The organism is Paenibacillus bovis (assembly GCF_001421015.2).
Classification (GTDB): Bacteria; Bacillota; Bacilli; order Paenibacillales; family Paenibacillaceae; genus Saccharibacillus; species Saccharibacillus bovis.
Genome location: NZ_CP013023.1, coordinates 530,272 through 548,747, shown reverse-complemented (window position 1 = coordinate 548,747; position 18,476 = coordinate 530,272). Strand labels below are relative to the sequence as shown.

Sequence of the window (18,476 nt, the reverse complement as noted above, 5' to 3'; positions counted from 1 at the left end):
ATTCTCTTTCCTGCGCTCTGTGCGGAGAGTGAGCTTGATGCATGGTAGTAACCTTTTTGTATGAAGGTCAATATATTAAGAATTAAGAGAATAGCTATCTGATTAGTGAAACTGATGTTTGAGCTGGTTTTGCAGCTTTTTAAATGTAAGCTTAATGTTGGCTGAGGTGTACGGTTATAAAGTTGTGCTCATAGCGATACATCTTCCTTTAGCGAACAACGGTCAGGATGTCGGCGTCGGTGGTGGCATTTTCCAGAGTGCCGACGACGATTTCCTTGTAATCAAAAGCATTGGTAACCAGGACGGGGGTAATCGTCGGAATACCCTCGCGCTGGATCAGCTCTTTATCGAATTCGAGTAGCAGGTCGCCTTTGCGGAAAGTATCGCCGTCTTGCACCTTGAGGGTAAAAGGTGCGCCTTTGAGCTTGACGGTGTCCAATCCGATATGGATAAACAGCTCGACACCGGTATTGGAGCGCAGGCCGATCGCATGACGGGTCGGTGCGATCGTGGCTACTGTGCCGTCGAATGGAGCATACAGTTTGTTGTCGGTTGGCTCGATAGCGATACCTGAACCCATCGCACCGGAGCTGAATGCTTCATCCGGCACGCTGGTCAGCGGGACAATTTTGCCGCGCAGCGGGGAAGCGATATTCTCTTCACCAGCAGGAATATCACTGTCGTTCTGCTGAGCCGGACCTGTCTGTCCCTGCTGCTCCACCAGACTACTGTCGCCGGAAGCTTTGGCTTCATCGACGCCATAACCGAAGATCTGGATCAGAATAACCGGCAGAACAATTGCAATCGCCGATCCGATCAGGATACCCCATACCGATGAAGGATAGTCGGCATTGATACTGTTCACAATAGTTAGTGGTCCCGGCAGACCCGCATAGGCAAAATAATACGGGTTAAAGAAACTTGCCACCACGGCACCAACAGCACCGGAGATACAGCCGAAGATCATCGGCTTTTTGAAGCGTAGGGTAACGCCATAAATCGCTGGCTCGGTAATACCGAACAGTCCGGTTACCCCGGCAGAGATACCGATTTTGCGAGTCTCCTGATTACGGGCCTTGAGGATAACACCGAGTACGGCACCAATCTGGGCGACAACTGCAATCGTCTGATACGCCTGGAAGGAATCACGTCCATACTGTTCAAAGTTGGCGAGTACCATCGGCGTCACGCCCCAGTGTACGCCGAAGATGACGATCACCTGCCAGAATCCGCCGATAATCGCTCCGGCCAGAGCAGGCGCATTTTCAGCCAGGAAATTGTATCCGTTTGCAATACCGTTGGCACCCAGTGTAGTAATTGGTCCGATCAGTACAATTGTCAGTGGAACCATAATCAGCATACATAACAAAGGAACAAATAATGGACGAATAATCTCATTCATCCGCTTGTTGAGGAAGCGTTCCAGATAAGACAGAATCCATACCAGGAACAGCGGTGGCAGTACGGAAGATGTATACGTCGTCTCGGTCAAAGCAATTCCGAGGAAATTGACGCTGCCGCCATCGGCGATCTTGGCAGCCATCTCGGCCCAGCTGGGACTGACCAGTGCAGCACAGCAGGCTACGGCTATATACGTATTGGTCTTAAAATGCTTGGCAGCCGTAATCGCGATAAAAATCGGCAGAAACGTAAATGGTGCCCATGAGATAAAGCTGATCACCTGGTAAGTACCGGTCTCGGCAAACCCGGCAAACAGCAGGTTCGCAATAATCAGCAGTCCCTGCATAATACCTGCCGCTGCGAGTATGTATACAAAAGGAGCAAAAACAGCGGACATAGTAGCAATAATGCGGTTAAGAATCGTACCTTTATGTTCAGTCTGTTCTTCGGCTGTATCCAGATTCACCAGCTTGGCGAATTCATCGTATACTTCGCCGACATGCTGGCCGATCACGACCTGGAACTGTCCGGCATTCTCGACTACGGTAATAACGCCTGGCATGGAAGCGACAGCTTCTTTGGCCTGCGGACTGGATTGTTTCAGTACAAGACGCAATCTGGTAGCGCAGCGTGTAGCTCCGGTCACATTGCTTTCGCCACCTACCGCCTTCAGAATATCGTTAGCCAGCTTCGGATAATCTCTCACTTTTCCCGACATGGATATCGCCTCCCTCACACTTTATACATTCACATTATAATTATAACGGTATAATTTATCAATACCCGAATAATGGTATAATGATTCAGTCTTCATTTATTTTCTTCGTGTATTTCATCGATCAAGTATTCCGATCAAAGAAAATCATCAGAGAATGAGCTTTGCGCCGCCCTGTGTTACAATCTGGATAATGCAGGAGATCAACCAGACAAAGAGGAATGCACATGCTAAAATATCAGCACATCGCCAACGAAATCGAAAAATACATTCAAGACCATGCGCTGCAGCAGGGAGACAAGCTGCCGGTGCTGGACGAACTGATGATTCAGTTTGGGGTCAGCAAGAGTACTATTATCAAGTCGCTGGAGCTGCTGGAGGAAAAGGGTGTTATTTTCCAGGTACGCGGCAGCGGAATCTTCGTACGGAGACACCGGCGCAAAGGCTATATCAGCCTGCTGTCCAATCAGGGATTCACCCGTGATCTGGAGAGCTTCCCGATTACATCAAAAGTACTGGAACTGGATATCCGCAAGCCGAGCCGCGAGGTCGCCCAGAACCTGAATATCGATCAGGAGCAGGATGTATATCATGTAAAACGCATCCGCTACATCTATGAGCAGACGCTTTGCGTAGAGGAATCGTATTACAACAAGTCGATCGTGACTTATCTGAACACCGAGATTGCCACTGATTCCATCTTCGATTATATCCGCGATGGGTTGGGTCAGAAGATCGGCTTCTCGGATTCTTATTTGCATATCGACAAGCTGAACGAAGAAGAAGCGCAGTATCTGGGTCTGCAAAAAGGCGATCCCAAGATGGATGTAGAGACCATTTTCCATCTGTCCAATGGACAGCCGTTCGACTTTTCCCGATTGACGTATAACTATATTCAGGCACAGTTCTTTATCCAGGCGAATGGGCAATAACAGTAGAAGAAGACGATTTGCTACAAAAAAGGCTCCAATCCGCAGACAGGGATTGGAGTCTTTTTGTGATGACAGGAATAGACGCTTATACAAATGGAGCGAAATGCAGCTTGCTGCGGAATAGTGGATAAAGCAGCACCGCTATACCCAAATGCACAAGCCCAACAGCAGAAGTAGTAACAAGAACAATACTACCTAGAAAAGTATGAATATTATAGCCAGCGATAAAAAACAAAGCAGTGAAATTAAGGATGTAAAGCAATAGTATCGCCAAATAAATATTTTTCTTGGAGGTCAGATAGTACATCAAGAGCTGGGCGAACAGTGAAAAACCTATAACCCAGAAGGAAGGCAGAAACAAAACTGCTGTAGAGATATCGTTAAATAGAAGAAAGTCATTGTTCTGCTCCGAAGCAGGCCAGAACTGTATGATTCCATATCCACTGAAAGCAGCGGACAGCAGGACAAATACATAGTAGTAATAAATCATTCGCTTCCTCCCGGTTCCATGTTCTCGTGAATTCGATTTCTCTATATAAAACGATAAAAACAGAATGCTCGCCAAATAGCAAATAACGCACAATACCAAAAATCCTATTTTCAAATAAATAGGTTACCTAAATAGATTGACAGTTAATTCAAAAGTGCGTATATTAATCAACAGACATACTCTGTACAGAGTACACTATGCAGAGTGAAAAGATAAAATACACTATTGTTCCACGAGAAACAAGCAGAGCAAGAAGAGTAGAAAGGGGAATGAATTGTCTTTACAAATCTATATTCTGGGCTCGCTCTGGCATGAAGAGCGTCACCCGTATGACATCAAGAAACGGATTCTGGAGAACACCAGCAACACCGTCAGCATTACCGACGGCAATCTGTACTACAATTTCGATGCTCTTCACAAAAAGGGATATCTGGACAAGGTAGAAACCGTCCAATCCGAAGGCCATCCGGATAAAAGCAACTATGCGATCACGGAGAGCGGCCGCGAGGCGCTCAAGGATATGATCTACAAAAGCTTCAAAAATCCGAAAGATATCCGGTCGCTGCTGGCACCGCTTTTTTTTGTCAGACTCGTTGATATTTCGCGTATCCAATTTATGCTGACCGAAGCGATTGCACAAAAAGAGCAGGAGCTGCAGGAGATGACTGCACGTACAGCCTCTTGGCAGCCAGTGAATATTGAAGCAGGCTACGAGGAATGTTATGAGTTTCTGATACGTTATGGACGATCTGGTCGTACACACGAGCTGGATAATCTCAAAGATTTACTGGGAGTCATTAGCCGGATGCAGGAAGACCGCTCTGACCGACAGTAGGATTGGCAAATATACAAGTCCGAGGTGGAAGTTGTGAGAAAGAAAATTACCTTATGGGTTCTTATTGTACTGCTCGTCGTGAGCGGTGGAGCGCTCGGTTACTATTATTGGTACCAGGGAACGTATTTTGTAAAAAGTGATGATGCCCGTATCACGGCAGATCAATATAAAGTCATGCCGCAGCTGACAGCACGTCTCAATCATATTGACGTGGAAGAAGGCGACGTACTGAAGCAAAACGAGCCGATCGCTGAACAGGATGTATCCGGACTCGATTCGAGTGTAATCAGCAAGTCGATTGTACGCGCACCGATCAGCGGAACAGTAATCCGACTGAATGCCAGAGAGCATGAGATTGCTTCTCCGAGTGCTGCGGTAGCCATTATGGCCGATATGAACAATCTGTATGTAACGACCAATATTGAAGAGACCGATATCAGCCGCATCAAGCTCGGCGCGGTTGTCGATATTACTCTGGATGCAGCCGGTGACCAGATGATCCAGGGCAAGGTCCGCAAAGTAGGACAAGCGTCCAATTCGGTCTTTTCCGTAATTCCGGCGACCAACACCAGCGGTAACTTTAACAAAGTCACCCAGCGCATTCCGGTAGAAATCGCACTGAACGTGCCGGAAGGTATGAAGCTGATCCCGGGTACCAACGTGGAAGTCAAGATTCATACTTCATAAAAAGGGGGCGTCGATGTGTCTGCTGAAACTGTAAACGCCGCTCCTGCCGCAACAACCGATAGCCTGACTTCCAAAGAACGCTGGTTTGCTTTCTGGTCGATCGTGCTGGGTACCTTTGTTGCGGTACTCAATAACAGTCTGATCAACGTCGCTATTCCCCAGCTCACTACGGATCTGGGCTCGACTACGACACGGATTCAGTGGGTCATTACCGGTTATACGCTTGCTTCAGGGATTATCGTACCGATTACCGGTTTTATGGAGCAGCGGATCGGCTACAAGAAATTCATGATTCTGGCGCTGTCTATTTTTACGATCGGTACGCTGATCTGCGCTTTTGCCTGGAATGATACCTCATTGATCGCTGCCCGGATTTTCGCAGGTCTGGGTGGTGGACTCATTATGCCGCTCAGTATGACGATTGTATATAAAATTATGCTGCGTGAGCAGATCGGCTTTGCCGTGGGTCTATGGGGAATTGCAGCGATGGCGGCACCGGCGATCGGACCGACGCTCAGTGGTTATCTGATCGAGTGGTTTAACTGGCGCTTCCTGTTTATCGCCTGTGTACCGATTGCCCTGTTCGCGATTCTGATGATCTTTTTGCTGATCAAGGAACCGCCGAAGAATCAGCCGATCAAGTTCGACGTGGCAGGCTTCCTGCTGTCGGCGACATGCGCAGGTACACTGCTGTACGCGCTGTCCAATGGCGCTTCGTCCGGCTGGACATCGTTCAAGATCGTTGGACTGCTGTTTATCGCCTTCTGGTCGCTGGTGTTCCTGATTTTTGTGGAGCGTGGCAAAGATAACGCGGTTATCGATATTTCCTTGTTCAAAAATTACAAGTTCACGATTAGTGTCGTTGCTTCCAGCTTTGTCATGATGGGCATGATGGGAGGAACTTTTCTGGCACCACTCTTTTTACAAAATATTCAATCGTACTCGGCGATCAGCACTGGTCTGATCCTGCTGCCGCAGGCGGTAGCGATGGCGCTGATGATGCCGATTGCCGGCAAGCTGGTGGACAAGATCGGTATTGTGCCGCTCTGTCTGTTCGGTCTGACACTGACCAGTGTGATGACCTATCATCTGCATACCCTGACACCGCAGACCTCCCGGTTATGGTTCGAGACCGTTATGGTCGTGCGAGGCATGGGAATCGGTCTCTGTCTGATGCCGCTGTCAACAGTAGGTATGAACGCAATTGCCGAAGAAGTATCCGCCGCCAAAGTCAGCAGTGCCTCGGCAGCATCGAATCTGATTCGTACGCTGGCCGGTTCGATGGCGATTGCTATTTTCACCTTTATTATGCAGAATCGTACTGCCCTGCACAGCCAGCATATCGCTGAATCAGTTACGGCCGAAGGTGGCCAATATTTGCAATCGGCACTGGGCAGCTCATGGCTATCCAGTACAATGGGTCTGATCTCGCTGGATGCAGCGTCACGTGGTATTGCCGATACCTTCCTGCTGTCTTCGATCCCTCTTTTCTGCTGTCTGCCGCTGATGCTGCTGTTTATCAGCCGGAAAAAGAAGAAAAAAGAGATCGTAATTACCGATGAATTGCCTGCGCAGGCATAATCGGAGCAGTATATTAGGTAATCAACTCGAATTGAAATTGAAATCAGCCATTATAGAAAGAAAGGGAAGCGAGCAATGAGACAAAGAAAATGGGAAGTTACTGTAGCTGCTCTTGTACTGAGTGCCACCCTGCTGGCAGGATGCTCTACCGGCAATAATCAAGCGGCGCAGGCGATGAATGTCACTGTCAAAGTGAGTCAGGCCCAAAAAGGAATGCTGGGGCAGGGCAGTATCTATACAGGTACCGTGAATCCTTCGGCGACTGTTAATATTATGCCAAAAATCGCTGGCAAGGTGGATGATGTGACCGTTGATGTAGGGGCACAGGTCAAGCCCGGTCAGGTGCTGTTCCGTCTGGATGATGACGATCTGCGCAACAAGCTGAAGATCGCCCAGTCGGATGCCAAAGCAGCCCAGGCAGGTGTCAAGACAGCCGAGAGCTCCCGCGAGACTGGCGTAGTCTCTGCTTCCTCGGGTCTGGTCAGCTCCAAAAATGGAATCATTTCTTCCAAAAGTGCGATCACCCAGGCAGAGAGCAGTATCAATCAGGCGCAGGCGGCAATCAATCAGGCCAACACGGCTGCCAAGCAAGCCCAGACCGCTATCTCTACAGCCAGCAATACGATCAAGCAAACTCAGGAAGCGCTGGCAACTGCCAAGTCCACACTGACACGTACCCAATCGCTGGCGGATAACGGACTGGCGACGCAGGCGCAGCTGGAGCAGGCACAGGCAGCCGTAGTCAGCGCCCAGACAGCGTACGATAATGCGGTCAATGCACGCGCTAATGCCGAGGAACAGCTGGAAGCAGCACGTAATGCCCAGGCGACCGCCCAGAAAGGGCTATCTACAGCCCAATCTGCTTATGAAAATGCCAATAGCAGCTATGCCAATGCCAATGAAGGATACAATAATGCCCAGCGTCAGCTGGAAGTATCCCAGAGTACAGCTGGTGTCGAAGCGAGCCAGCAAAAGGTGGAACAGGCTCAGGTGAATATTGATATTGCCCGCGATGCGCTGGATAATGCGGTCGTCAAATCACCAATTAACGGCATTGTCGTCACCAAAAATATAGAGCCTGGCGAGATGGTATCATCGGCTGCTCCATCACTGGTTATCGCTAATCTGGATACCGTGAATATTCTCATTTATGTACCGGCCGAAGAGATCAATGGTATCCAGGCTGGTGACCGGGTACAGGTCAATGTAGCTTCTTCCGGTATTGTAGCGAACGGTAAAGTGAAAAATATCAACCCGATGGACGCTGCAGGTAATGGCTATCCGGTCGAAGTAGCAGTAACCAATCCGGGTGGTCAGCTCAAAACAGGCATGCTGGCCGATGTGAGCTTTGTCGGTGATGATGCCAAAGAAGGAATCATTATCCCAAGCAAAGCGATCCTCAAAGACGGTAACCAATCCTATGTCTATGTAGCCGTCAAAGGCAAAGCCGTACGAAAGCCGGTAACGGTGGCTACGATTACAGGCTCCCAGGCACTGGTCACCAAAGGCCTTGCAGCAGGGGATCGGGTTATCTCCAATAACCTGGCACTGCTTGGCGATGATGTTACGATTCAGGTAGCAGCAAATAGTTAAAATAAAATTAATGAATGCAGTCTGACTCCAACAATTTGTTATAGGAGTCTAAATAGATCAAATGAGATTTTCTTCCCAAAATGTATTTCTGTTGTATGATTACTTGGAATCTGCGATTGTCGCAGAGCCTAAAAAACACCCGTAATCCGTTAGGATCTCGGGTGTTTTTAATTTTATACATAAAATCATATTAGCTATGAAGAATCGGCTCATTGCGGTCTGCCTGACGGAGTGCCTCTACAATCTGGGGAGCCCGCTTATAATGGCTGCGGTTCACGATCAGATCGCGCGCCAGCAGGGCAGCACTCGATTTGATATGCAGACGCCGATCTTTATCGCTGATCGCTTCGATATCCCGGGCATGAGCGAGCCCGATCACCCGGCGCATCATCTCGCTGCCGGCATAACCGATAGCATCCTGGAAAATACGCAGCAGCTCATCATCCAGATAGCCAGCTGCGTCAGCCAGCGGTTCCTGATTATTTTCCTGCCAGAGAGCGGTAAATTCGGCAGCGAATACGTCCCAGACGTTCGTCACATGAGCCAGCAGTTCTTCCCGGCTGTGTTCGCTGCGGGCAAAGGCAGATAGCAGGGTGTTGGCGATGAACAGTCCGATATCATAGCCCATCGGTCCATAAAAGGCGAACTCCGGATCAATCACCCGTGTTTCTGTCTCACTGGCAAAAATACTGCCGGTATGCAGATCGCCATGCAGCAGTGCCTCGGCCGATATCATAAAGTGTCGCTTGAGCCGGGCACCTTCACGTAGCAGCTGCGCGTCTCGCCAGATCTGTTCAGCCAGCGGCCGCAAGCCTTCTTCGACCACATTGCTTTCATGATCGATCAGTGGATAGGTGAAAACGAAGTTTTCGGTAATTTTGCACAGTTCGGGATTGTGAAATTGCAGTGCCAGCTCCCGGCGGGCTTCTGCACCGAGCGCATAATCCGAAGTGCCATACAGCGTGCGCGCCATATACTGACCGATATGGGTCGACAGCAGAGGATAGATTGCACCCTCCGCAAGACCGGTGCGGACAATCGTGAGATGGGACAGATCTTCCATCACCGTAATCGCGTAGTCATTATCCGTATAATAGACTTCCGGTACATATTCCGGGGCATAACGTGCGAAGATTCGCAGCGCTTCGCTCTCCATCCGGGCGCGCTCCAGTGTCAGCGGCCAGCCTTCTCCGATAATACGCACATACGGCAGGGCCTGCTTGATAATAACACCTTTGCCAGCGGTCGGTTCAGTCACATGGAAGACCAGATTCAGATTGCCATCACCGATTTCACGGCAGACAAGATCAGCCTCCGCATCGAACAGGTTCAGCCGTCGGGCGAGCTGGATGGCGGTCTCTTCGGTCAACGGTTCATAGATAGAATCAGCAGTCGTCGTCATGGATCATTGGCCTCCTTGCAGATCAGAATAGAATTCAGCATAGAACGGATATACACATCAGTGGAATATACGTATAAATATTGCAATAAAAAGAACAGACCGGTTCAAATCAATAGTCTGCTGTACCTCGGGGATCAAACCGTCTCGGTATCGTGCAACCGTCTTTTTGTTATCGAGCCGGATGGCTGTCCGATAACGATATCGCCGTGGTAGGACAGGAGATGATGTAGCAAAGACGATCCTTATGAGGATCGTATCTTTTCCTTTGTGCGAGAGTTTATACCTTTTGCCGCTTGCGATGGATAAAGGTAACCGCCAGTGCGAGTACGAGTACTGCACCTTTGATAATATCTGTCGTGTAGTATTCCACATGCAGCATGGTCATACCGTTTACCAGTACACCCATCAGTACCGCTCCAAAAAAAGTACCGATAATGTTGGGACGCCCTGCGCCGAATACGGAGTATCCGACGAATACAGCAGCAAGTGCATCCATCTGCATCGAGGAACCGGCGTCAATCTGACCGGAGCCGACACGTGCAGCGAACAGAATCCCGCCGATAGCAGCGAAGATACCGGAAGCGACATAGGCGAGCGTACGGATACGGTTGACCCGCAGTCCGGACAGACGCGCTGCTTCCTCGTTACTGCCGGTCATGATCATCTGGCGTCCGCCGCGTGTATATTTGAAAAATAAGTGCATAGCGACAATCGCAACCAGCATCAGGATGACCGGAAACGGAATACCAAGCAATCGACCCTGGCCGATCCAGAGAAAGGAGTCCAGCATGACGCCGGGCGCTTTGGTACCATCCTGGAACTGCATATTGTTGTAGATGGAGTAGCCTTTGGTATAGGTACGATGGATACCACTGACAATATACATCACTGCCAGTGTCGCCAGCAGATCGGGAATACGGATCTTGACGATCAGCAGCGAGTTGAGCAGTCCGACAAGTGCCCCGATAATCAGCGGCACGATCAATACCAGAATGAGCGGCATCTGATGCCAGACCATCATCGCAGCGACGACGACTGTCGTGAGCGAGACCGTAGAGCCGGCTGACAGGTCAAATCCATCTACCGTCAGCGAGATCGTAATTCCGATCGCCACAAAGGTAACAATCGAGATGGAACGCAAAATATCCGTCATATTGTTATAGGTGAAAAAATGCTGATTATAGACGGAGAAGAAGACGAGCACCAGACCGATAAAGATCAGGGCTCCATAACGGTACGAGAATTGGGCAATCTGATGTTTCATACAAGTTCCTCCCGGCCTGCGCTGGCATGATATAACAGATCCTGCTGTGAAGCTTCGCCATAGGCGAAAGAGCGGGTGATCCGGCCGTCACACATCACGAGGATGCGATCTGCCAGACCGAGCGCTTCATCAAACTCGCAGGTCAGATAGAGTATTCCTTTACCCTGCTGGGCAAGCTTGCCGATCACATTGAAAATATCGCGTTTGGCCCCGATATCGACGCCTTTGGTCGGTTCGTCGAGGATGAAAATATCGGCATTGGTCTCCATCCATTTGCCGATAGCGACCTTTTGCTGGTTGCCGCCGCTCAGGTAGCCTGTCAGCTGCTGCCCGGAAGAGGTCTTGATCCCGAGTGAGGAGATCAGTCCTTCGCCCAGCCTGCGTTCTGCCCTGCCGGAAATGATGCCCATGGAGGTGATCGTCTGCAGCAGCGGCAGACTCAGATTATGCAGCACCGATTCCTTGACCAAAATGCCTTCCTTGCGGCGTTCTTCGGGCACGAGTACGATACCGGAACGGATTGCCTGATGCGGATTGCGTGCGCGCACCGGCTGTCCATTCAGCTCAATCGTACCGCGCTCTGGCTTCTCGGCTCCGAACAGCAGCTTGGATAGCTCGGTTTTGCCAGCGCCGACCAATCCGACGATAGCGACAATCTCGCCGCGGCATACATCCAGGCTCACATCCTGCACATGGCGCCCGGCAGCCAGCTGATTCACGACCAGCAGCGGCTCGCCAATCTCGGTGAATACTTTGGGATATTCTTCTTCAAAGGCACGTCCCAGCATCGTATGTATAACTTCGCCCGGATTCGTATCCTGTACCGGTAATGTGCTGACCCGCCGCCCGTCACGCATTACGGTAATACGGTCGCATACCCGGAAAATCTCCGGCAGCCGGTGGGAAATAAAAATGACCCCGATCCCCTGGGATTTTAGTCCCTGCATAATGCTGAACAGCCGCTCTGCTTCTTCGATACTGAGCGGAGCTGTTGGTTCGTCGAGAATAACAAAGCGCGCTTTTTCTGCCATCACACGTGCGATCAATACGAGCTGCTTTTCCGCAAGGGACAGTTCACTGACCTGACGACGCGCCGAGATGGCAAAGCCGAGTCGGCTCAGGATTTCCTCAGCCTGACGATACAGGGATTTCCAGTTCAGAATCGGACTGCCCTGGGAGCTGGTCAGCTGGTGCAGCAGAATATTCTCGGCAACCGACAATTGGGGAATAAGCGAGGTATCGACTTCCTGATAGACGCACTGGATACCCGCCTGCTTGGCGGCTGCCGGGGAATTCAGCTGTATCGGTTGACCGTCGATCGTAATACTGCCGCGGTCTGCGGTATAGGCACCTGATAATATTTTCATCAATGTACTTTTGCCGGCACCGTTGGCGCCCAGCAGCGCATGGATCTCGCCGCTATGCAGGCTGAAGTCTACATTTTCGAGTGCCGGGACACCGGCGAATGATTTGTAGATTTCTTTCATATGCAGATGGTTCTCGGCTGAAGTGATGGGAGTCGTCATGCAGATGCTCCTTTCCGGGGGCTGTCATCAGAAGAAGCGGCAGCCGTATAATCAAAATGAATAAGAGGGTATAACAGTATCCACCAGCATGCATAGGCACACTGGTGGATATGGGGTCGGTAGACAGGTATAACCATTCAGCATATCAGCTCATGCAGCCAGAAGTTATTTGCCGGCAGCGATAGCTTTTTCCAGAGCTTTCAGTTCGTCGGTATTGCCCTGGTCGCTGTCTCCCCAGCCTTTGACGTACTCACCGAGGTCGGCAGTCGTTACTTTTTTGTCTTTGGGCAGATCATCACGTTTGACATATACCGGCTCCAGCTCGACGCGTTGGTCGGATGTATTACCGGCAAATTTCTGATACAGATACCGTACCTGTACGCGGCCGATTGTCGTCGGATCAACGGCTGCAGAGGCTACCCATGGGCTGGAAGGGTCTTGGATCATACTCAGGTCTTCATCACTGAGATCGATGCCGTATACTTTGATATCATCGCGGCCTGCCTGCTTGATAGCATTGGAAGCACCTTTGGCAAATTCATCCCAGGATGCCCAGACAGCAGCGATATCGCCTTTGTTCGGATACTGTTTGAGGATGGCTTCCATCTGGGTCTGTGCATCCAGCTGTGCGTTATCCGCCGTACCAAAAGCAGCAATTTCCTTGATATCCGGATATTTGCCCTGAAAAGCCTTATAGGAGATCTGGCGGGATTCCATCGGTGGGAAGCCGGCTACCCAGATTTTGACGATATTGCCTTTGCCGCCGGCATCTTTGGCGAGCTGATCCAGTGTCAGTTCGGCCATTTTCTGATCGTTCTGTGCGAGACTGGTGACGCCTGGAATCCCGTCTAGTGCCGAGTCAAAAGCAATCACCGGGATGTTGGCCTGTACCGCTTTTTGCACACCGGCAGTCAGTGCACCTGCATCACCATGGTCGATCAGGATGCCGTCGAACTGTCCCTGATTCACGGCTGCATCCAGCGAAGAAGCCATTTTGCTGAGATCATTGTCAGCAGAGATGACCGTCACATTGCCGCCGTACTTGGCGACCTGGCTTTTGACTCCATCGATGTACTGGGCAGAGAAAGTTCCGTTGTTCAGACGCATAATCAAAGCGATATTTTTACCGGCGAGCGGCTGATCCGATGCTGCATCAGCACTTCCGGATGCATTGTTACCTGTCGAATTATTTCCGCATGCACCCAGTATTACCGCGAACACAAGCAGAATGGAGAGCACACTTATGGATTTCAGACGTCTTCTCATTTTCTTTTCCCCCTGTACATGAATGCTTTAATGCTTTAAACGGCTTGATAATATTAAAATTTAATATAGAAGCTAAAACCAAGTATGTCAATTGGTTTTATTAAAATAAATAAATTAGCATAAAAATGTAGAAAAATTAGTCTATTTGTTCAACTAGTATATGTATATTAATGGAATAAATGTATGGTGGAGTTGGATTGTAAAGGGTTGTTTATATACAATGAAGGGAGAGGAATAACAAAAATAACAAAGTATGAATGTAGAAAAGGTACGCAGCTGGAAGAGATAGTGGGTAAGAAGACAGAAGTATAGAAAGTGGAATGAACTAGAACGAAATGGAAAGCCAGACAGAAAGCACACATCGTACTGCCTGAAAGCAGCACAAAATACAGACAGGGAGATGTTACATATGAAGAAGATAACGATTGTAAAAGCCGTAGTTATGGGTTCCACACCGCAGTCCTACCAATATGATAAAGCAGGTTTTTTCCGGAAATCCCTTTCCCGGACGATGGAGGAGAATCTGAGCGAAGAGATTCGCAAAAACCAGCTAGATTATGTAGTGGAGATCGATCAGGACTTTCAGTTTCTGGACGAACTGCTGGCGCAGGGAACCGACTTTATTCTGATTTCACCGTATGTGAGTACGTTCATTAACTTTAACGGCATACCCAAAGAAAGATTCTATATCATGACGCCCGAAGAGTTCGATCAGGGAGAGATTTCGCACATTATGGAGATTTTGCAGCAGCGCCTGCCCGTGTAGTACGGGTAGGTTTTTCTTTGTTCATCCGCATTATGTCTGTACCGATAGCAGAACGGTACTTATCATGCAGACCCTCTGTGAAAGGGGATCGGAGAATAGCAGACAGGCATGGCAAAAAGGATGCAGCTGTCCTTCCTGTAGGGAAAGAGGCTGCATCCTTTATCTTAAAATGAACAGATGTAATTACGCTATGCTAAATGTCTGTTTTAACTGCTCTGCCATGAGCTGCCAGGCTTCTTCGGCGTTGGCCGATGTGCCGTTATGGGTGAAGCCGTGGGCTTCGCCAGGATATTCGCGATGAACAACCGGTACGCCGGCTTTCTGGAGCATCTGTGCATACTGAACCGCCTCGGCAGCAAGGGAATCCCGGCCTGCTGTAATCACGAGGGCTGGCGGCAGACCGACCAGCTCGGAGGAAGAAGCGAGCACCGGCGACGCCAGTGGATTACGGGCATCTTGCATATTTTCAAAATACATCGCATTGAACATGCGCGCGATATCTACCGGAATGGCTTCCTCAAAATCCGGCTTGTTCGCTGGGTCGGTATCCAGATCAAGCGGCGGATAGTCGAGAATCTGATAAGCAATCGGCAGCTCACCGCCTTTTTGCTGATTGAGCAGGCAGACAGCAGCAGACAGGTTACCGCCGGCGCTGTGGCCGCCGATGGCGAGCCGGGAGCCATCTCCGCCCCATTCGGATGCATGGTTTTTTACCCACTGTGCCACTTCATAACACTGATAGACGGTTGATGGGAATTTGTGCTCCGGTGCCAGTACATAGTCCACATTGAACACGATACAGCCGGAGAGATCCGCAACGTAGGCGCACCATGGATCATCCATCTCCGGAGTCCCCATTACAAAACCGCCACCATGCAGATTAATAAATACCGGTGCAGATTCCCTGGCATCAAGCGGAACATAGACATGCGTACGTGCTTCTCCGTAGGAAGTAGGAATAGTGATTTCGCTGCGCTGTGCTGCCGGTGTGCCCGGTGGTGTCAGTGTACCTCCATCCACCTGTGTAAATTGCTGCTGACGAATCTGGCGAATCATTTCCAGCTGTTGTGCTTTTTGTTGTTCTTCCATCGGTATCACTCCGTTTCGGATTAAATACAAGGCATAATCAGTCTATTCGAAAAACCGGACATATCGCATAGGGTCAAACATTCAACATTCGAACCTGAAGGCATCCTCCACGTATTCAAATTGATTTTATATTCCAGTCGCTTCACGTTCGTATCGCTTGTTTGGTGCAGGCCAACAAGATATCAGCCTGTATATTTAAATATATGCGTGTTCCGCAAGTAATTCAAATTCAGCGTATAAACGTTGTTCATTTGCACAATCAATTTCGTCCTTCTATCAATATCTTTAAGCGCTTTCCAACTCTATAATGAAAGCGTGTTCAAATAGTTGGCAGGGGGATGTACGGTATGGATGGATTAGTAATTAGCTGGATCGGTGCGCTGGCTGGACTGGCGCTCGCGATTATTTTAATTTTACGTAAATTAAACCCGGTATATGCGCTGTTTCTCGGCGCTATCGTCGGTGCGCTACTCGGCGGAGCGAATCTGGTACAGACGGTAGATGTTCTTGTAAGCGGTACCCAGAGCGTAATGGGAACGGTACTACGGGTACTGGCAGCCGGTGTGCTGGCCGGAGTGATGATGGAATCGGGTGCGGCAGAGACGATTGCCCAGTCGATTGTCCGCAAATTTGGCGGCAGTAAGGCGATTCTGGCGCTTGCACTGGCGACGATGATTATTACAGCAGTCGGCGTATTTATCCCGGTCGCCGTGCTGATCGTGGCACCGATCGCCCTGTCGGTCGGCAACAAAATGGGTGTATCCAAGCTCGCGCTGCTTGTTGCCTTATCCGGCGGCGGCAAGGCAGGCAACATTATTTCCCCGAATCCGAATACAATCGCAGCAGCGCGGGGATTCAATCTGGAGTTGAGTCATGTCATGCTGGCCGGATTCGTACCGGCAGTATGCGGATTAATCGTAGCTGTACTGCTCGCTTCGATGCTCAAAAATAAAGGCGTGATGGTCACCGATCAGGAAGCGGACAACGGTGACACGGATACCTCGCATTATCCGCCGCTCGGCAAAGCGATTGTCGCTCCACTGGTCGCTGTTATTCTGCTGATGATCAATCCGATCGGCTCTATAACGGGAATCGGCTTCTTGTCGACTTTCAAAGTGGATGCGATGTATATCCTGCCGATTGCCGGCATTATCGGGATGCTGGCGATGGGACAGGCGAGAAATATCGTGAAATATACGACAGCTGGACTGAATAAAATGACAGCTACCGTATTGATATTGATCGGAGCAGGTGGTATTGCCGGACTGATCTCGGCGTCGGATCTGTCGGTACAGGTAGTGGCTCTGATTGAGGCATCCGGGATCTCGGGCACGTTTCTCGCTCCGATCTCCGGTATTCTGATGGCAGCAGCGACGGCTTCGACTTCGACCGGTGTTATTCTGGCGACGGGTTCCTTTGGCGAGGCGATTCTGAATATGGGTACGGCGCCACTGGCTGCTGCCGTTATGGTGCACACCGGGGCGACCGTGATCGATTCCCTGCCGCAGGGCAATTATTTCCATGTGACAGCAGACAGCATGAAAATGAGCATCAAGCAGCGGATGGGTGTTGTACCGTACGAAGTGATGGTTGGCGGTACGATGACGATTGTGGCGACGATTATGTACGGATTTCTGCTGTAACCTACTATTTCTGAACGGGGTGGAGAGATGAGAGAGCAAACATTTGTACTGGCACCGGATTCATTCAAGGAAAGTATGACCGCCAAGGAAGTCTGCGTAGCCATGGAAAAAGGACTGCGCCGCGTCTATCCGGCAGCCCGGTATATTCATGTACCGATGGCAGACGGCGGCGAAGGTACGGTGCAATCGCTGGTCGATGCTTCTGGCGGACAGATGCGACAGCTGGAAGTGACCGGTCCGCTTGGGCTACCGATCTTGGCGCAGTACGGTATTCTCGGTGATGGCATGACCGCAGCGATCGAGATGGCCTCGGCAAGCGGCATCCAACGGGTACGCAGGGAAGAACGCAATCCGCTGCTGACTACGACCTATGGTACCGGCGAGCTGATCCGGGCCTGTCTGGATCAGGGGATTCGCAGACTGATTATCGGAATCGGCGGCAGCGCCACCAATGATGGAGGAGCAGGCATGGCACAAGCACTGGGTGCCCGGCTGCTGGATCAACAGGGACACGAGCTGCCGCGGGGCGGTGGTGCACTGAGTCGTCTGGCACAAATCGATACTGCACAGCTGGATGCAAGGCTGCAGCAGGTAGAGATCATCGTCGCCTGCGATGTAACCAATCCGCTGTGCGGTGAGCAGGGGGCTTCAGCGGTATTTGGACCGCAAAAAGGAGCTACGCCGGACATGGTACAGGAGCTGGATGCCGCACTGGGTCACTATGCAGATGTCATTCAATCCCAGATGTCCAAGGATGTACGTCATATTCCCGGTGCGGGCGCAGCCGGTGGTCTGGGAGCAGGTTTGTTGACATTTACCCGTGCGGTACTGCGTCCCGGCATCGAGATTGTGATCGAATATGCGGGACTGCGAGATAAACTGGCAGCCGCCGATATCGTATTTACCGGAGAGGGCGGCATGGACTTCCAGACCAAATTTGGCAAAACTCCGCACGGCGTCGCTGCTGCCGCCAAGGCAGCAGGCAAACCCGTGATTGCCGTAACCGGCTATATGGGCGAGGGAATCGAGACGCTGTACGATGAAGGGATCGATGCGATTTTTGGTATTGTACCGCGTGCAGCGGCACTTGAGGAATTGCTGGAGCAAGGGCCTTACAATGTAGAGCGCACGATGGAGAACATCGCCAGACTGCTGCGGCTGCGGGATTAGTCGGATGTATCCATTTAAAGCAGGATACCCACAGAATCACAAAGGATGACAGCTTCAGCAAATGGCAATCCGCCAGATCAATAGACAGACCAGCCAAAGACCAGCATTCTCTTCTT

15 protein-coding genes are annotated in these 18,476 nt (G+C 50.3%); 8 read left to right on the top strand and 7 right to left on the bottom strand.

Going from position 1 to position 18,476, the window contains the following annotated elements; translation table 11 throughout:
• Positions 1-208: 208 nt before the first annotated feature.
• Positions 209-2,119 carry a beta-glucoside-specific PTS transporter subunit IIABC gene (locus AR543_RS02345; protein ID WP_060531496.1) on the bottom strand — a complete coding sequence of 637 codons (1,911 nt, stop codon included), beginning with the start codon at positions 2,117-2,119 and terminating at the stop codon, positions 209-211.
• Between the two features lie 224 nt (positions 2,120-2,343).
• Here AR543_RS02345 and AR543_RS02340 point away from each other — a divergent pair, with 224 nt between their 5' ends.
• Complete coding sequence (locus AR543_RS02340; RefSeq protein ID WP_060531494.1) at positions 2,344-3,048, top strand: GntR family transcriptional regulator; 705 nt, start codon at positions 2,344-2,346, stop codon at positions 3,046-3,048.
• Between the two features lie 85 nt (positions 3,049-3,133).
• Here AR543_RS02340 and AR543_RS02335 read toward each other — a convergent pair whose 3' ends face one another.
• Entirely contained in the window at positions 3,134-3,613 is a 480-nt protein-coding gene (locus AR543_RS02335) for a hypothetical protein (RefSeq protein WP_158523920.1), read from the bottom strand.
• Positions 3,614-3,812: 199 nt separating this feature from the next.
• Between AR543_RS02335 and AR543_RS02330 the strand changes: the two genes are divergently transcribed.
• The 4 genes from AR543_RS02330 (at position 3,813) to AR543_RS02315 (ending at position 8,234) form a co-directional block, all read left to right on the top strand.
• Complete coding sequence (locus AR543_RS02330; RefSeq protein WP_060531491.1) at positions 3,813-4,373, top strand: PadR family transcriptional regulator; 561 nt, start codon at positions 3,813-3,815, stop codon at positions 4,371-4,373.
• Positions 4,374-4,406: 33 nt separating this feature from the next.
• Positions 4,407-5,060, top strand: a complete 654-nt coding sequence (locus AR543_RS02325; protein ID WP_060531489.1) for an HlyD family secretion protein — start codon at positions 4,407-4,409, stop codon at positions 5,058-5,060.
• 15 nt (positions 5,061-5,075) lie between these two features.
• Positions 5,076-6,641, top strand: a complete 1,566-nt coding sequence (locus tag AR543_RS02320) for a DHA2 family efflux MFS transporter permease subunit (RefSeq protein WP_060531487.1) — start codon at positions 5,076-5,078, stop codon at positions 6,639-6,641.
• A 75-nt stretch (positions 6,642-6,716) separates the two neighbouring features.
• Positions 6,717-8,234, top strand: coding sequence for an efflux RND transporter periplasmic adaptor subunit (locus tag AR543_RS02315; protein WP_060531485.1), 1,518 nt, complete (start codon positions 6,717-6,719; stop codon positions 8,232-8,234).
• Between the two features lie 190 nt (positions 8,235-8,424).
• Here the strand turns inward: AR543_RS02315 and mtnK are convergent, their stop codons facing one another.
• The 4 genes from mtnK to AR543_RS02295 form a co-directional block, all read right to left on the bottom strand.
• Positions 8,425-9,636: an S-methyl-5-thioribose kinase gene (gene mtnK, locus AR543_RS02310; protein WP_060531483.1), complete on the bottom strand. Its 1,212-nt coding sequence runs from the start codon at positions 9,634-9,636 to the stop codon at positions 8,425-8,427.
• 277 nt (positions 9,637-9,913) lie between these two features.
• On the bottom strand, positions 9,914-10,900 hold the full coding sequence (locus AR543_RS02305; RefSeq protein WP_060531481.1) for an ABC transporter permease: 987 nt from the start codon (positions 10,898-10,900) through the stop codon (positions 9,914-9,916).
• The gene (locus AR543_RS02300) at positions 10,897-12,426 is read right to left on the bottom strand and encodes a sugar ABC transporter ATP-binding protein (protein ID WP_060531479.1); all 1,530 of its coding nucleotides are present in this window, start codon (positions 12,424-12,426) and stop codon (positions 10,897-10,899) included. Before AR543_RS02300 ends, AR543_RS02305 begins: the two co-directional genes overlap by 4 nt.
• A gap of 165 nt (positions 12,427-12,591) precedes the next feature.
• Positions 12,592-13,692, bottom strand: a complete 1,101-nt coding sequence (locus AR543_RS02295; protein ID WP_060531477.1) for a sugar ABC transporter substrate-binding protein — start codon at positions 13,690-13,692, stop codon at positions 12,592-12,594.
• Positions 13,693-14,101: 409 nt separating this feature from the next.
• Between AR543_RS02295 and AR543_RS02290 the strand changes: the two genes are divergently transcribed.
• Entirely contained in the window at positions 14,102-14,458 is a 357-nt protein-coding gene (locus AR543_RS02290) for a hypothetical protein (protein WP_060531475.1), read from the top strand.
• A 183-nt stretch (positions 14,459-14,641) separates the two neighbouring features.
• Here AR543_RS02290 and AR543_RS02285 read toward each other — a convergent pair whose 3' ends face one another.
• Positions 14,642-15,547 carry an alpha/beta hydrolase gene (locus AR543_RS02285; RefSeq protein WP_060531473.1) on the bottom strand — a complete coding sequence of 302 codons (906 nt, stop codon included), beginning with the start codon at positions 15,545-15,547 and terminating at the stop codon, positions 14,642-14,644.
• A gap of 347 nt (positions 15,548-15,894) precedes the next feature.
• Here AR543_RS02285 and AR543_RS02280 point away from each other — a divergent pair, with 347 nt between their 5' ends.
• Both AR543_RS02280 and AR543_RS02275 read left to right on the top strand, forming a co-directional pair.
• Positions 15,895-17,190: a GntP family permease gene (locus AR543_RS02280; RefSeq protein WP_060531471.1), complete on the top strand. Its 1,296-nt coding sequence runs from the start codon at positions 15,895-15,897 to the stop codon at positions 17,188-17,190.
• 27 nt (positions 17,191-17,217) lie between these two features.
• A complete protein-coding gene (locus tag AR543_RS02275; RefSeq protein ID WP_060531469.1) occupies positions 17,218-18,360 on the top strand; it encodes a glycerate kinase family protein in 1,143 nt (380 codons plus the stop codon).
• The last annotated feature ends 116 nt before the right edge of the window (positions 18,361-18,476 follow it).

What these genes read in the sequence shown, in the direction of transcription:
- AR543_RS02345 (WP_060531496.1), bottom strand. Translation starts at nt 2,119, where the DNA reads ATGTCGGGAAAAGTGAGAGATTATCCGAAGCTGGCTAACGATATTCTG.
- AR543_RS02340 (WP_060531494.1), top strand. Translation starts at nt 2,344, where the DNA reads ATGCTAAAATATCAGCACATCGCCAACGAAATCGAAAAATACATTCAA.
- AR543_RS02315 (WP_060531485.1), top strand. Translation starts at nt 6,717, where the DNA reads ATGAGACAAAGAAAATGGGAAGTTACTGTAGCTGCTCTTGTACTGAGT.
- mtnK (WP_060531483.1), bottom strand. Translation starts at nt 9,636, where the DNA reads ATGACGACGACTGCTGATTCTATCTATGAACCGTTGACCGAAGAGACC.
- AR543_RS02305 (WP_060531481.1), bottom strand. Translation starts at nt 10,900, where the DNA reads ATGAAACATCAGATTGCCCAATTCTCGTACCGTTATGGAGCCCTGATC.
- AR543_RS02300 (WP_060531479.1), bottom strand. Translation starts at nt 12,426, where the DNA reads ATGACGACTCCCATCACTTCAGCCGAGAACCATCTGCATATGAAAGAA.
- AR543_RS02295 (WP_060531477.1), bottom strand. Translation starts at nt 13,692, where the DNA reads ATGAGAAGACGTCTGAAATCCATAAGTGTGCTCTCCATTCTGCTTGTG.
- AR543_RS02290 (WP_060531475.1), top strand. Translation starts at nt 14,102, where the DNA reads ATGAAGAAGATAACGATTGTAAAAGCCGTAGTTATGGGTTCCACACCG.
- AR543_RS02285 (WP_060531473.1), bottom strand. Translation starts at nt 15,547, where the DNA reads ATGGAAGAACAACAAAAAGCACAACAGCTGGAAATGATTCGCCAGATT.
- AR543_RS02280 (WP_060531471.1), top strand. Translation starts at nt 15,895, where the DNA reads ATGGATGGATTAGTAATTAGCTGGATCGGTGCGCTGGCTGGACTGGCG.
- AR543_RS02275 (WP_060531469.1), top strand. Translation starts at nt 17,218, where the DNA reads ATGAGAGAGCAAACATTTGTACTGGCACCGGATTCATTCAAGGAAAGT.